Here is a 13,626-nt window from a genome sequence, read left to right as displayed (position 1 = left end):
ACGGCCCTTCGATGCGCGAACCAGGCTGCGCCTGAAGCACCCATCCGGGCACGAAGCGGCCCCTGCCTGTCCATCCCCCTTCCGGTCCGTCGACCGGAGACGGGTGCGCTTTGCCACCGCGATGCGGGACCGGCGCATCCGTTAATCCATGAAGGCCCATCGGGCCCGAGGAGCACACCATGAACATCGCAATTGCGGAAATGAACGTTGATCATCCCGTCGTGTCCAGGGACCAATGGCTCACCGCGCGCAGGACGCTGCTGGCGCGCGAGAAGGAACTCACCCGCCTGCAGGACCAGATCGCGCGCGAGCGCCGAGCGCTGCCGTGGGTGCGCGTCGAGAAGGACTACGTCTTCGAAACGCCGGAAGGCCCTCGCAACCTCGCCGACCTGTTCGAAGGTCGAAGCCAGTTGCTGGTGCAGCATTTCATGTTCGCGCCGGGCTGGGAGCAGGGCTGCAAGAGTTGCTCGTACATGGCCGACCACAACGATGGCGCCAACCTCCATCTGGTGCAGCGCGATGTCACGCTGGTTGCCGTCTCGCGCGCGCCGCTGGCCGACATCGAACGATTCCGCCAGCGCATGGGCTGGCGGTTCAAGTGGGTGTCCTCGCATGGCACCGACTTCAACCACGACTTCGGCGTCAATTTCACCCAGGACGAGATGTCCCGCGGCAAGGTGGACTACAACTACGCCCGTCAGCCGTTCCCGCACGAGGAAGCGCCCGGCATCAGCATCTTCTGCCGCGACGAAGCAGGCCAGGTCTTCCACACCTACTCGCGCTACGGCCGCGGCGTGGAGGTGATGATGCACACCTACAACCTGCTGGATCTCACGCCCAAGGGCCGCGACGAGGACGAGATGGATTATCCGATGGCGTGGGTGCGCCACCACGATCGCTACGCGCCGGAAGCGCCGGCGAGTGCGTCGCCGATGGCCGCCGCGTGCTGCGCGTCGCAGGCGTGAGCCTGACGCCCGATCGGGATGCATCGTGGAAATGCTGTGGCCATGGCTGGCTGTCGCCGGGCTCGGCGCCTTGCATGGGCTGAACCCGGCGAATGGCTGGATGTTCGCCGCTGCATGGGGCGCGCGCGGCTGCGCGCAGCTGCGACGCACACAGGTGCGACGCGCTCTGCTGCCCATCGCGATCGGGCACGCTGCATCGGTCGCGATCGTGGTTTTCGCCGTTGGGCAGGGCATCCTGATGGACCGCACGCTGGTCCAGAGACTGGCCGGTGCGTTGCTCATCGGCGTGGCGTCGTTCCGCTGGTTGCGTAATGCCGGACAGCGCACGACAAGCAATCACGTCGCCAGCACCCACATCAGCGCGCACGCCGGCATCGCGCTCTGGTCCTGCCTGATGGCCACCGCGCACGGCGCCGGTTTGATGCTGGTCCCAGCGCTGGTGCCGTTATGCATGGCCGACACGCCGGCGCGCGAGATCACCGCCTCCGGCTCGCTGGTCCTGGCACTGGCGGCCGTCGGTGTCCACATGGCGGCCATGCTGGTCACGACCGGCGCCATCGCCACCGGCGTGTGCCTCGGCGTCACCGTGCATCCCCGCCTGCTGAGCGGCGCCGCGCTGCGTCATGCATGGACTGCCGCACTGGCCATCACGGGTGTGCTGTTGATGACGCTTCGCTGACACAGCCAGCGAGGACGACCAGGCGGCAGGGCTGGAGGCCTCGATGCTCGCCAAGGCCCCTGCGTTGGATTTCACTTCGTCCATCAATCCCCGATGGCAGCATTACGAAACTGCCGTATCCGGGTATTCCGTCATGTCCGCCGCCCCCTCCCATGTACACGGGCACGCGCAATCGTCGCCGTTTTCGCGCCGACCGATCCTCACCGGCATCGCGGTCGGCATCGCTTCGCTTCTGCCGCATGCATTTCTCACCACCGAAGCATCGCTGGCGTTCGCTGCGATCCTGATCGCCCTGATCGCCGGCATCTATTTCGGCTTCGCTGTCGTCAACGGCTCGAGCCGCCATCAATGGATCGAATTCAACGTTGCCGGGCTGTTCGCCGTGTCCGGTCTGCTGGGGCTGTTGTACTGGCCGGTGTTGCTCGCGGTCGCCTATTTCGCGCATGCCGCATGGGATTTTGCGCACCATAACCGTTCACGGCTGTCGCTGGTCGCCATCCCGCAGTGGTACGTGCCCTGGTGCGTGGTGATCGACGTGATCGTCGGCGCCGGTCTGCTGGTGATCTGGCACGATCGCGGCCTGCTCTGAGCCCAAGCGGACATTCAACGCCGGAATCGAGCCGTGCCAGGAGGGGGAGTCGGAGCGCGCAAGGCACTCCGCTCCTTGATCGTAGTTACTTCTTGCCTTGCGCGGCCTGCTCGATGAGCTTGGCGACGGCTTCCGGCTTCGATACATAGATCGCATGGCTGCCGCGAACCTCGACCACCGTTGCGCCCGCACGCTTGGCCATCATCTGCTGTGCCGGCGGCGGAATCATGCGGTCTTCGGTGGCCACCAGGTACCAGCTCGGCTTCGTCTTCCAGGCGGGTTCGGTGACCGCGCCACCCAACGCCTCGACACCCCACGGCACCTGCGAGTCCGCCATGAAGTTGGCTTCGTCGGCCGTGACGTCGCCCGCAAACGAGTCCGCGAACTTGGCGCGGTCCAGGAACAGGAAACCATCCTGCGGCGGGAGAATCGGCGGGACCGGCGCGCCCGGGGGCGGATTGGCGATCAGGGTCTGCACCGACTCGCCCCGGTCGGGGGCAAACGCGGCGATGTAGACCACACTCTGGACCTTGGGGTCGGTGCCGGCCTCCGAGACGACGACGCCGCCGTAGGAGTGGCCGACGAGGACGACGGGGCCGTCCTGCTGGGCGATCGCGCGCCTGGTGACGGCGACGTCGTCGGCAAGCGTGGTCGTCGGGTTCTGGACGATGGTGACGTTGTAGCCGTCCTTCTTGAGGATGTTGTAGACCTTCTGCCAGCCGGAGCCGTCGACGAAACCGCCGTGCACCAGCACGACGTTCTTGGCGGCTTCCGCAGTCTTGGAGGCTGCCGCATTGGCGGTGGACGCAAGGGTCATGGCGGCGGCCGTGGCGACGGCGAGGATCTTGAGGTTCATGGGATTCTCCAAAAAACAGGTGAAGGGCGAGAGAACAAAACGCGGGACTTGCATCACTTGGGGGAGAGCGGGATAGCAATCAGCTCGAGGCGCAGCTTGCGCGGCCCACCCATCGCGCACCATCGGTTGAATGACCGAGGTCCCGGCGGGTAGGGCAGCGCTAGACTTCCCGGCCACTGCACAGGCAATCGATCCGACGTGGACATTTCCTCCGTTCCCCTGCTGGATGTGATCCGCTCGCTCTCGTTCGTGGGCGACCTGGCCATGGGGCAACCCACCGATCACTCGCCGCGTGCCGCCTGGATTGCCGGGCAATTGGCCAGGGCCGTCGGTGCCGATGACGCCACCTGTAGGCAAGCCACCGCCGTCGCACTGCTTCGCTGGTCCGGCTGCACTGCGAATGCGCCCGAGTTCGCGCAGTTGTTCGGTGACGATGTCAGTGGACGAAAGGCGTTGCTCGCAATCCAATCCTCCGGCAGCAGCTTTCGGTCCGGTACTCGCCGCAGGGGATCGGCGTTCCACTCGTTGTCGAGCATTCACTGCGAGGTCTCAGGAGACATCGCCGCGCAGTTGGGCCTTGATGAAGCGACGCAATTCGCGCTTCGGCACCTGTTTGAAAGTTACGACGGAAGCGGCGCTCCAGATGGCCTGAGTGGCGACCGGATTCCGGCCGCGGTCTTCATGGCGTCGCTCGCCGGCGATCTTGAAATCTTCAATCGCCTGTACGGCCTTGATCAGGCATGCAAGCTCATCGGACAGCGTGCGGACGTCCTGTATCCACTGAGTCTAGCCAAGCCGGTCATCGCCAATGCCTCGCAATGGCTGGCGGCGCTTGAGGACGACCCGACGCTGTCCGGCCCGTGTTCGCTCGACGCCGCGTTCTCCGGCCGCACGACTTCATTGGAAATCCTGGCCCATGTCATCGACCTTAAGTTGCCATGGATGACCGGCTATTCGCTTCGGGTGGCGCAACTGGCCAGGGACGCCGCGCACCAACTCGGGCTGGACGCACCTCGCCAGCAGCAGGTGTATCGCGCCGCGCTCATCCATGGCATGGGCCGCGCCGCGGTGCCGAACATGATCTGGGACACGCCAGGCAAACTGGCGGAGTCGGCGTGGGAGCGGGTGCGGTTGGTTCCCTATTGGACCGGGCGAGCCGCGCGACAAATCGGTTCGCTCTCGGGCGAGGCGGAAGTCGCGTCGTATGCCTATGAACGGACGGATGGCTCCGGCTATTACCGCGAAGCCAGGGCGGAGGGCATTCCGATCGAAGGACGCATCCTTGCGGCGGCGGCGGCGCTGGCCGCTCTATGCGTCGCGCGTCCCTGGCGCGATGCATTTGCGCAAGACGCCGCAGGCACACTGCTGATGGCCGAAGCCGACGCCGGGCGCTACGACGCCGACGTTGTCCGGGCCCTCCTGAAGACGCCGCGACCGGACAAGGCCAGGTTGCCTGTCGCGCCGGTGACCGGTCTGCTTACGCAGCGCGAGCGGGATGTGTTGCGCTGGATCAGCCTTGGCGCGAGTAACAAGGTGGTGGCGCAGAAACTGTCCATCAGTCCCAGCACCGTGCGTACTCATGTCGAGAGCGTGTTCCGAAAGTTGGAGTGCTCGACGCGTGCGGCGGCTACATTGAAGGCGACACAGCTGGGTTTGCTCTGATCGCTAATGCTTGGCAAGGAATGCGGCGATCAGGTCGACCGCCTGTTTCGGTTGCTCCTCCATGATCCAGTGCCCGGAATTCTCGATTACGGCGCCTTCGACGTTAGAAGCAACATACTGCACTTCGGTTTTCATGGAGGCGCCATAGGAATGGTCGCCGCCGATCGCGAGTACCGGAATGTCGAGCTTGCCAACCTTCGCGAAGTTCGCCTTGTTCTCCTCGGCGTCGCGCGAGAAAGCCTCGAACTGTCCACCAAAGGAATTGTGGATGGCACCTGGTATCGCATAGAGCTCGGCGTAGTGCCTGCGGGTCTGTTCGTCGATGCCTGCGGGGTCCCCCCCGAGGTCGTTGTAGAACCGATCAAGCAAAATGCGCTCGCGACCTGCAACCAGACGCTCCACGTCCGGGCCACGAAAATTGAAGTGCCACACTTTCGGGTTTACCAGTTGCGCCTGCCACGTTCCCATCCCGGGCAATGGCGCATCCATCACAACCCACGCGGTCACCCGTCCCGGATGGCGCGCCGCGAGCGCGTATCCGACCATGTTGCCGATGTCGTGGGTTACCAGTTGCACCTGTTTCACCTTCAGGCTGTCGAGGATGCCGACCAGGTCGCGGGCCTGGGCCGCTTTCTCGTAGCCGTCTTCGGGATGCGACGACAGGCCCATGCCACGAAGATCCGGCACGATCACCAGGTGGTCCTTGACCAGTTGCGCCGCCAGCGGTTCCCACATGTCGCCTGTGTCGCCGAAGCCATGCAGCAGCACCACCGCCGGTCCTTTTCCTCCGACCCGGACATACTGCGTACCGCCTGTGACCGGCATCTGGCTTTCGCGAAATTCGGTGGGGAACGGTCGTACCTCGGCCGCTGCCTGAAGTGTCGGCAGGGCGCTGAGCAACAACGCAACGAGCCAGGCTCGTGTCATAGCCCTCGAGCGGTACATGTCAGCTTCCTTGATGGGCGAACCAGCCGCGGGTTCGCTGCAACCATACGCGGGCCGGGTGAACGCTTCATCACGGCAGCGATATCTCCGTATCGCTCCGTCAATTGAGTAGGAAAGCTATCGACCTGCGCGGTCATTGCATCCGCCAGCGACGCACGCTCAGGATTGCAGCTGCGTCGCCGGCGCCCTCGTCACGGGCCGGCTGGGCCACGAATGACGCAGGATGCGCCAGATCACTTGTCCGAACTGCTGCGGCAGCGAGCCGGTGTTGTAGTGCTGGCCGTAGCGTCTGCAGATATCGCGCACTTCGACCGCCATCGCGGCGTAGCGGTTGGCCGGCACGTCGGGGAAGAAGTGATGTTCGATCTGGTGGCTCAGGTTGCCCGACATCAGGTTCATCAGCTTTCCACCGGTGAGGTTGGAAGATCCGCGCAACTGCCGCAGGTACCAATGGCCGCGCGACTCGCCGACGATCGAATCCTTCGGGAAAGTTTCCACCTCCGCGGTGAAGTGCCCGCAGAAGATGATCGTGTAGGTCCACAGGTTGCGCAGGACGTTGGCCACCACGTTGCCCAGCAGCACCGGCAGGAAGAACGGGCCGGCCAGCAGCGGGAACAGCACGTAGTCCTTGAGCACCTGGCGGGCCATCTTCCGGCCCACGGGGCGGAACAATTTGAGCATCTGCGCGTTGCTGGTCTTGCCGTACCACCAGCGACCCAGTCGCAGGTCCTGGATCGCGATGCCCCATTCGAACAGGATCGCGAAGATCACCGCCACGATCGGCTGCGCCAGGTAGAACGGCTTCCAGCGCTGTTCGGGGAAGATGCGCAGCAGGCCGTAGCCGATGTCGTCGTCCATGCCGCGCACGTTGGTGTAGGTGTGGTGCTTGAAGTTGTGCGTCTTGCGCCAGTTGTCGCTGGTGCCGACGATGTCCCACTCGTACGTTCTTCCGTCCAGGTGCGGATCGCGCATCCAGTCGTACTGGCCATGCATGACGTTGTGGCCGAGTTCCATGTTCTCGAGGATCTTGGACAGGGCGAGCAGCAGCACGCCGACGATCCATGCGGGCACCAGCAGGCTATGCACGAACGCGCCCAGGAACAGCAAACCCCGGCCGGCGACTCCGGTGTAACGCACGGCTTTGACGATCGCGCGGATGTAATCGGCATCGCGTTGTCCGAGCGTGGCGACGGTGCGGGCGCGCACCGCATCGAGTTCGACGCCGAAGCGCTCGAGTTCGGCCGCGGTCAATGCGCGGTTCCTGGGGTTCGTGCGGTTCCTGGAATTCGAGCGCATCACGGGATCACAGTTCAAGGACCAGGTCGCTGGTCGCGGCGTTGACGCACAGCCGAAGCGCGGACACGGGTTCGTGTTCGGTATCGCCGGTGTGGAGGTGCCGGGTCGTGCCCGATCGCTTGCCGCAGGCGCAGGTGTTGCATATGCCCATGCGGCAGCCGGAGGCAGGCTTCAGTCCTTCGGCCTCCAGCGCCTTCAGCAACGACTGGCCGCGCGGCAACGTCAGCGTTCGCTGGCTTGCCGCCAAGGTCACTTGCACGGTGCCGTTGTCTTCGGTCGCGTTGTCTTTAAGCACGAGCTGCGGCGGGGTGAACGCTTCTGCCTTGAACTCCACCGCATGCGATGCCACCAGCGCACGGGCGGCATCGACGAACCCGCCCGGACCACAGGCATGGATGCGGCGCGCCTCAAGTTCCGGCACGAGAGCGGACAACTGCGCGTCGCTGATGCGGCCCTCGCGTTCGTCTTCGGCGGTCGCCGTGTCGCGGGTCAGCAGGAAGTGGACGTGGAAACCACTGTGCTTCTCGGCCAGTTCGCGCAGTTCGTCGACGAAGCAAAGTTCATCGCGGGTGCGTGCCCAGTACAGCAGGGTCAGAGGTGTCGGCATGCAGCGTGCCGCCAGTTCGCGGATCATCGCCATCAGCGGCGTGATGCCGCTGCCGGCGGCGAGAAACAGCCAGGACTCGTCCACCCGCTCAGGCAGGACCATGTCGCCGAAGGCCGCACCGAGGTCGAGCACATCGCCGACCTTGGCCACGCGGCACAGGTGCTGGCTGAGCTTGCCGCCCGCGATCGCCTTCACGGTGATCGCGATGCGGCCATCGGCGCGGCGCGTGTCGCTCAGGCTGTAGCTGCGCGTGACCCGCGCACCGTCGATCTCGGCACTGACGTTGAGGTGCTGGCCAGGCCGTATGCCCTTCCAGTGGCGGTTGGGTTGCAGCAGCAGGGTGACGGCATCGCTGGATTCGTTGCGACGCTCCACGATCCTCGCCAGCGGACGGTTCCAGGACCAGGTCGGATTGAGCCTGGAGGCCCAGAAATCAAACACTTCCGGCGTGGCCAGGGGGCGAAACAGGCCCTTCAGGAGGCCACGGGGACGACGCGGGGTGGGGCGGCGGACAGCACTCATGGGCCTGACTATACACATGGAAAGACAAGTGTGTATACACGTGTATATTAAGTCTGATGGATATGATGCGTTCTGACGTACGCCTTCCGCCGATGACCACTGCCGTGACCCACCGAGCCATTCCCGCCGAGAGCGTCCCAGCCGAGACCGATCTGACCTCCGGGCGTAAGGCCGCCATTTCCCGGGACGACCTGCTCGTGGCGGCCCTGCGCCTGATCGGCCCGCACCGCAGCGTGTCGAGCCTGAGCCTGCGCGAGGTGTCGCGAGAAGCCGGAATCGCCCCGAACAGCTTCTATCGCCAGTTCCGCGACATCGATGAACTGGCCGTTGCGCTGATCGATCTGGCGGGACAGTCGCTGCGCAAGATCGTGGGCGCGGCGCGCCATCGCGCGACGACCGATCACAGCATCGTCCGCGGCTCGGTGGAGGCGTTCGTGGAGCAGGTGCGGGCCGATGACAAGTTGCTGCACGTGCTGCTGCGCGAGGGCACCGTCGGGTCGGATGCGTTCAAGCGGGCGGTGGATCGCGAGCTGATGTTCTTCGAGGAGGAGCTGCGCATCGACCTGGTTCGCCTGTACGCCGCCGACAACGTCGCGCTGTACGAACCGGCGCTGGTCGCCAAGGCGATCACGCGGCTGGTGTTCGCCATGGGGGCCACGGCCATGGATTCGCCACCGGAAAAGGACGCCGAACTGATCGACCAGATGACGCAGATGGTGCGCATGATCCTGGCCGGCGCGCGCGCGGTGGGCCGGGCGGAGTCGCGTCGATCCGGCCAATGACGCTGTCGATGTCCGCTGCGAACGGCACCAAGTCTGTTCGAAGCGGGGCTTTTTGCCAGTGGGGCAGATGCCTAGCGAGAGCGCTGTGCCAGCCAGCGGTCCAGCTGATTGGCGAAGGCCTGGGTATCGCGGGCGTGGAAGACAGACGGTCCGCCGGTCTGCACGCCGCTGCCACGCAGTTCCTCCATGAAATTGCGCATCGACAGGCGCTCAGCCATGTTGTCGGGGGTGTAGCGCTCGCCGCGTGGGTTCACGGCCTGCGCGCCTTTTTCCAGCACCAGTGCGGCGAGCGGGATGTCCTGCGTGACCACCAGATCGCCGGGTTGGACCCGCTCGACGATGGCCGCGTCAGCGGCATCGAAACCGCCGGGAACCTGCAAGGCCCGGATGAAGCGCGAGGGCGGGGTGCGCAGCCATTGATTGGCGACCAGGGTGACCTGGACCTGCGCGCGTTCCGCAGCGCGGAACAGGATCTCCCTGATCACGCCTGGACAAGCGTCGGCGTCCACCCAGATACGGGTGGGCCCGGTCACCCGTGTGAATCGTCCTTGGTGGGTGCCGGCGGATTCGCGACGTCCTTGGCAGCCTGCTTTTTAGCCTGTTTCTCGTCCTGCTTCTTTTTCTTGGCGATTTCGCGCTGGCGTTTCTCGAAGGAATAGTTGGGCTTGGCCATGGGCGATCTCGTGGGGATTGGCGAATAGTGTAGCGGTTGCAGGGGGGGATGCTGTTTTCGGGCCGGGTGAGCTCGGGGACGGGTTCATCTGCCGCTGCCATGAAAAGCCCGATTTCCCGGTTACCTGAGACGCCGTGGACATCCAGCCTGCGTCCTGCCCTGCAGCATCGCCGCATACAGCCCCAGCGCGACCAGCCAGCAGATCGCCAGCGACCACAGGTCGTGCGAGAAAAAATGGGCGCCGCGCAGTTGCTGGGTGAAGCCGATCAGCACGCCCAGGCCGATCGCCACGGCCAGCCCGAGCCAGCGAAAGCGCGGGCGCGTGGCGAGGAAAAAGAAGTACAGGGCCAGCCAGCAGTAGCCGGCACTGGCGTGCGCAGCCGGGAAGCAGGTTCCGCGAACGCCGGCAGGACGCGCTGCAAACAGCCCGTGATAGGGGCGCGTGCCGCCATAGCCCAGCACATCCCAGGGACAGTCCATGTTGGTCCACGACTTCATCCATCCCACCAGCAGCGCCGCACTGGCCGTGGCCAGGAGCAGGTAGGCCAGCGGCCAGCGCCAGGACGCCAGGTGTTCGCGTCTCAGGGCGACGATCCAGATCGTCAGCGTCGCCAGCCATGCGCTGATGGCGAGCAGGCGGCCTCCGGTATGGATCACCGTATCGGCAACGAAGGACGAGCGCAGTGTCCAATCGCTTCCCTGCGCCAGATACAGCCGGCTGGCCCATGCGCGGTCGATATCGAACACTTCGAGTGCGGCAGCCGCCGCGATGAACGCCAGCAAGGGCCACAGCAGGTGGCGCCGGTAGAAGCCCGCGGGCGCGCGTCCGGCCGCGGCGAGGCCGACATGAACGAGTGCGTCGGAAGGCATGGCATGGCCCGTACGCTTGGAAGGCTGACCTGATCTTCGCGGATGCCTCGTCGCGGGCGCGTCGATTCCTGATGGCGACTGCGAAGATCCGGCCCGCAATTCGTGGATCGCGGGTTCAGATCGCGCTGCCTGCGTTGGAGTCAGTGGAAGGCGATGCCAGGTCGCAGGACACACTGGAAGACAAACAGCAGTAGCAGGACTGCGGCCAGGGGTTTGGCCACCGAGCCTGCCCGGTTGCCGCTCGCGCGCACCCCGTCGAAGCGCCAGGCGCCGGCCTGCATCCAGGTCACGCCGAGCACCGCCACCCAGGCCGGCAGCAAAACGACTTCGATCCACTCGCGCGGCACGCGGAACGGGATGATGAGCACGGTGCCGAGGAGTACTGGCAGCGTCGCCACGAGGAAGACGAAGCGCGTGCGTGCACCTGGAGTGGCGATGCGATCAGGACTATCCGCCAGAGCGAGCAGCGGGCCGGTCAGCCACAGCGCGATGGGCGGAAGTGCGGCCAATGCGACCATCGCGGCGACGAGCCTGGTGGTATTGCCCAGCTGCAGGTAGGTCATGGCCATGCCCAGATCGCTGCTGGCGCTGATCGCGCCGATGGCTACTTGCGGCAATGCCATGAAGATTCCGCAGTACGCCATCCAGATGAGCAGCAGCCGTGCGTTACCCGAGGTGCCCGAGCCACGCTTGAGCCACCACAGGCAACCCGCGGAGGTCAGCACCGTCGCCAACGCGCCGGTGCCTTGGAACAGGCTGGCCAGCGGATGTGTCCCTTCCCACTGATGGTTGTTGTGGAACAGCGTCGGGCGCAGGCCAGGCGTGAACGCCTTGGGCAGCACCAGGAACAACTCCTGGATGAAGAAGGTGAGGTTGAAGGCCAGGACGTACAGCAGGGTCGAGCGGATCGTCAGCTTCCAGTCCCATGGCGGGGCTGCGGCGGCGGACCGCGCACGACGTGCATGCATCAGACCAGCGAACCCAAGCAGCAGAGGTCCGACTATCGCGACGAGCAGTGCTGCGCCTGCAATTACATGGCCGTGCATGGCGCCGGGTCCTGTGACATCAGGCGCGCACTATACAAGTGCTTCCCCGAGCTCCGCATGCGTGCAAACGGAGCCTTATGCAGCGCCTTGGGATCCCGACAAAAGCACGACCCCGTCTTGGCGGGGTCGTGCATGTCAAATCCCGTGTCGCCGATGCCGGGCGCGATCTTGCCGATCGCTACGGCAACACCCTCACGTATCCATACATGCCTTGATTGAAATGCGGCAGTACGCCGCAGATCACCAGGTAGGTGCCGGGCGTGGAGAAGTTGACCACTTCGACCCGGTCGCGTGGTTGCAGGGTGGGATCGAGGCCGCGGTAGATCCGGTTGTTCGGGTCGTCGATGATCGGCACGGTCGGCGGGTTCGGGTTGGTGGTTAGCCGGGTGAGGTTCGCGTTGATGTCTTCCGGCTCGGTGCCGTCGTCGTAGATGATGATGTTGTGCAGGCCCGAGACGATGAAGTTGACGCTGCCGCCAGCCTTGATCGTCACCACGTTGGGATTGAGCTGATGCACGTTGTCGAAGGGCGTGCCCTGCGCGTTGGGGAAGCGGTCGAGCGGCGGCGAGCTCAACCACTGGCCGAAACTGACGGTGGCGCTTTCGCGCGGACTGTCCGCCCACGCGTGGCTGCCGGGCAGGCCGATCGGAGGGGCTGTGGAGCGCAATTGCGCGCGACAGTGACAACGACCGACCGACGGTCTGCCGGACGGCCGCGGAGCCGGAAAGCGAGGCCTTCCCCCGAAGGATGTAAGCGCAGTGGTGACGAGTCCTACGCGGATCAATGGCCGGACGCAAAGAAATTGACACCCTCACCGCCGCGCAGCGGATATGCCCAGCCTGCTTCGATCTCGACGTTGACGAACCAGGTCAGGCGGATGCGCACACCCACGCCAATGTCGGCGTAGGGCGAACCGTCGCGCAGGCCTTCGCGATCATCGTCCGTGCCACCGACCTCGACGAAGGCCAGCAGGCGCAGCCAGTTCCACTTGAGGGGGCGCAGGTATTGCAACGAACCGTAGTAGAAGCGGTTGCCTTCCAGGTCGTCCGAATCGTAGCCGCGCAGGCGCGAGGAGCCCCCCAGCGAGAACTCGTTGCGGCTGTTGGGGCCGCCGGTGATCAGGCCGGCGCTGCCCACCACTTCCCACGTCTGGTGCGGTGTTTCGCCCAGGGCTTTGGATTGGAAGTAGTCCACGTTGCTGCGGGTATAGCTGTAGTCCGAGCCCAGGCCGCTGCCGGCGGCTTCGACGCGGGCGTTGAAGCGCCGGCCGGTTTCGCTGTACAGGTGGAAGCGCACGTCGTCGAACTCGGCGGTGCCCACCAATGCGAGGGCCTCACCGTCCGGCGGCGGCGCGAAATCGCCCGACGTGTCCTGGCGCTGCCAGAACAGGCCGCCGCCGACGATCCAGCCACTGCGCGGACGATCGGTGCGAAGGTCGCGTGCCAAGCCGATTTCGACCTGGTCGAAGGTTTCGTCGAAGGTGTCGTCGGTGACTTCGTTGGTGGCGAGGTCGATGACCGGCGTCATGCGTTCCAGGCGTTCCAGGCGGGCGCGCAGTTCGTAGGGAGTATCGAACAGATACGGCGCTCGGTAGCTCAATCGCGCGTCGTCTTCCTCGCGCCGGTCGCGTTCCTCGGGAAAGTCTCCGGATTCCACGGTCAGGTTGAGCCGGTGGTTCAGGCCCCAGACGTTGGACCAGCGCAGCTGCGCGCCGTAGCTGACGTCACGGTCGGAACTGGCGTCCACGCGCGGGACCACCAGCAGGTGGTACTTCTCGCGCATGTCGACGTTGAGGACCACGCCACCCGGTACCGGTTGTGTGGTGGCTTCGACCGTGCGGAACAGTCCCAGGTCCAGCACCGCCTGCCGGCCGTTCTCGATCGCACCGGGGTCGGCGGGATCGCCGGGAGCCAGGTCCAGTTCGCGGAGGATGACCTTGTCGCGGGTCTTTTCGTTGCCGCTCAGCCGGATCTCGACGATGCGGGGAACCGGCTCGGGTTCGGGCACCTGCGCGGCCGCCGTAGAGGCATGCGCGCACATGAGTAGTCCAGGCAGGCAATAGGTGACGAAAGACAGCCGGTTCATTTTCCCCTCTGGTCGCGGACAACCTGGGGCGGGCCGCACAGCGGGTTCG

The 13,626-nt window shown here is 65.3% G+C and carries 15 protein-coding genes; 5 read left to right on the top strand and 10 right to left on the bottom strand.

From position 1 onward, the window contains the following. Positions 1–179 precede the first annotated feature (179 nt). The 3 genes from J2X06_RS16185 (at position 180) to J2X06_RS16175 (ending at position 2,233) form a co-directional block, all read left to right on the top strand. Positions 180–965: a DUF899 domain-containing protein gene (locus J2X06_RS16185; RefSeq protein ID WP_310064199.1), complete on the top strand. Its 786-nt coding sequence runs from the start codon at positions 180–182 to the stop codon at positions 963–965. Positions 966–990: 25 nt separating this feature from the next. After that, on the top strand, positions 991–1,644 hold the full coding sequence (locus J2X06_RS16180; protein ID WP_310064197.1) for a hypothetical protein: 654 nt from the start codon (positions 991–993) through the stop codon (positions 1,642–1,644). A gap of 133 nt (positions 1,645–1,777) precedes the next feature. Further along, entirely contained in the window at positions 1,778–2,233 is a 456-nt protein-coding gene (locus tag J2X06_RS16175; protein WP_310064195.1) for a DUF6010 family protein, read from the top strand. Positions 2,234–2,318: 85 nt separating this feature from the next. Here the strand turns inward: J2X06_RS16175 and J2X06_RS16170 are convergent, their stop codons facing one another. After that, positions 2,319–3,089: an alpha/beta hydrolase gene (locus tag J2X06_RS16170; RefSeq protein ID WP_310064194.1), complete on the bottom strand. Its 771-nt coding sequence runs from the start codon at positions 3,087–3,089 to the stop codon at positions 2,319–2,321. Between the two features lie 198 nt (positions 3,090–3,287). On the opposite strand from J2X06_RS16170, the gene J2X06_RS16165 reads away from it, so the two are divergent. Beyond that, the gene (locus J2X06_RS16165) at positions 3,288–4,751 is read left to right on the top strand and encodes an HD domain-containing phosphohydrolase (protein WP_310064192.1); all 1,464 of its coding nucleotides are present in this window, start codon (positions 3,288–3,290) and stop codon (positions 4,749–4,751) included. Positions 4,752–4,754: 3 nt separating this feature from the next. Here the strand turns inward: J2X06_RS16165 and J2X06_RS16160 are convergent, their stop codons facing one another. From J2X06_RS16160 to J2X06_RS16150, 3 genes are all read right to left on the bottom strand, one after another. Beyond that, positions 4,755–5,696, bottom strand: a complete 942-nt coding sequence (locus J2X06_RS16160) for an alpha/beta fold hydrolase (protein ID WP_310064190.1) — start codon at positions 5,694–5,696, stop codon at positions 4,755–4,757. Between the two features lie 159 nt (positions 5,697–5,855). Further along, entirely contained in the window at positions 5,856–6,992 is a 1,137-nt protein-coding gene (locus tag J2X06_RS16155) for a fatty acid desaturase family protein (RefSeq protein ID WP_310064188.1), read from the bottom strand. A gap of 7 nt (positions 6,993–6,999) precedes the next feature. Continuing rightward, entirely contained in the window at positions 7,000–8,121 is a 1,122-nt protein-coding gene (locus J2X06_RS16150) for a ferredoxin reductase (protein ID WP_310064186.1), read from the bottom strand. A 65-nt stretch (positions 8,122–8,186) separates the two neighbouring features. Here J2X06_RS16150 and fabR point away from each other — a divergent pair, with 65 nt between their 5' ends. Continuing rightward, positions 8,187–8,903: an HTH-type transcriptional repressor FabR gene (fabR, locus tag J2X06_RS16145; RefSeq protein WP_310064184.1), complete on the top strand. Its 717-nt coding sequence runs from the start codon at positions 8,187–8,189 to the stop codon at positions 8,901–8,903. 71 nt (positions 8,904–8,974) lie between these two features. Here the strand turns inward: fabR and J2X06_RS16140 are convergent, their stop codons facing one another. The 6 genes from J2X06_RS16140 to J2X06_RS16115 form a co-directional block, all read right to left on the bottom strand. Beyond that, positions 8,975–9,436: a YaiI/YqxD family protein gene (locus J2X06_RS16140; RefSeq protein WP_310064183.1), complete on the bottom strand. Its 462-nt coding sequence runs from the start codon at positions 9,434–9,436 to the stop codon at positions 8,975–8,977. Beyond that, positions 9,433–9,576, bottom strand: a complete 144-nt coding sequence (locus J2X06_RS16135; RefSeq protein ID WP_310064180.1) for a hypothetical protein — start codon at positions 9,574–9,576, stop codon at positions 9,433–9,435. The genes J2X06_RS16140 and J2X06_RS16135 overlap by 4 nt, the downstream gene beginning before the upstream one ends. 120 nt (positions 9,577–9,696) lie before the next feature. Then, positions 9,697–10,446, bottom strand: a complete 750-nt coding sequence (locus J2X06_RS16130; RefSeq protein WP_310064178.1) for a phosphatase PAP2 family protein — start codon at positions 10,444–10,446, stop codon at positions 9,697–9,699. Between the two features lie 140 nt (positions 10,447–10,586). Continuing rightward, positions 10,587–11,492: a hypothetical protein gene (locus J2X06_RS16125; RefSeq protein WP_310064177.1), complete on the bottom strand. Its 906-nt coding sequence runs from the start codon at positions 11,490–11,492 to the stop codon at positions 10,587–10,589. Positions 11,493–11,670: 178 nt separating this feature from the next. Then, positions 11,671–12,159 (bottom strand): plastocyanin/azurin family copper-binding protein, encoded by a 489-nt coding sequence (locus tag J2X06_RS16120; protein WP_310064175.1) that lies wholly within the window; start codon positions 12,157–12,159, stop codon positions 11,671–11,673. A gap of 113 nt (positions 12,160–12,272) precedes the next feature. Continuing rightward, on the bottom strand, positions 12,273–13,577 hold the full coding sequence (locus J2X06_RS16115) for a BamA/TamA family outer membrane protein (protein ID WP_310064173.1): 1,305 nt from the start codon (positions 13,575–13,577) through the stop codon (positions 12,273–12,275). Positions 13,578–13,626 lie beyond the last annotated feature (49 nt).

Source organism: Lysobacter niastensis, from assembly GCF_031457115.1.
Taxonomy (GTDB): Bacteria; Pseudomonadota; Gammaproteobacteria; order Xanthomonadales; family Xanthomonadaceae; genus Lysobacter_J; species Lysobacter_J niastensis_A.
This window is presented reverse-complemented; position numbering and strand designations above follow the sequence as displayed.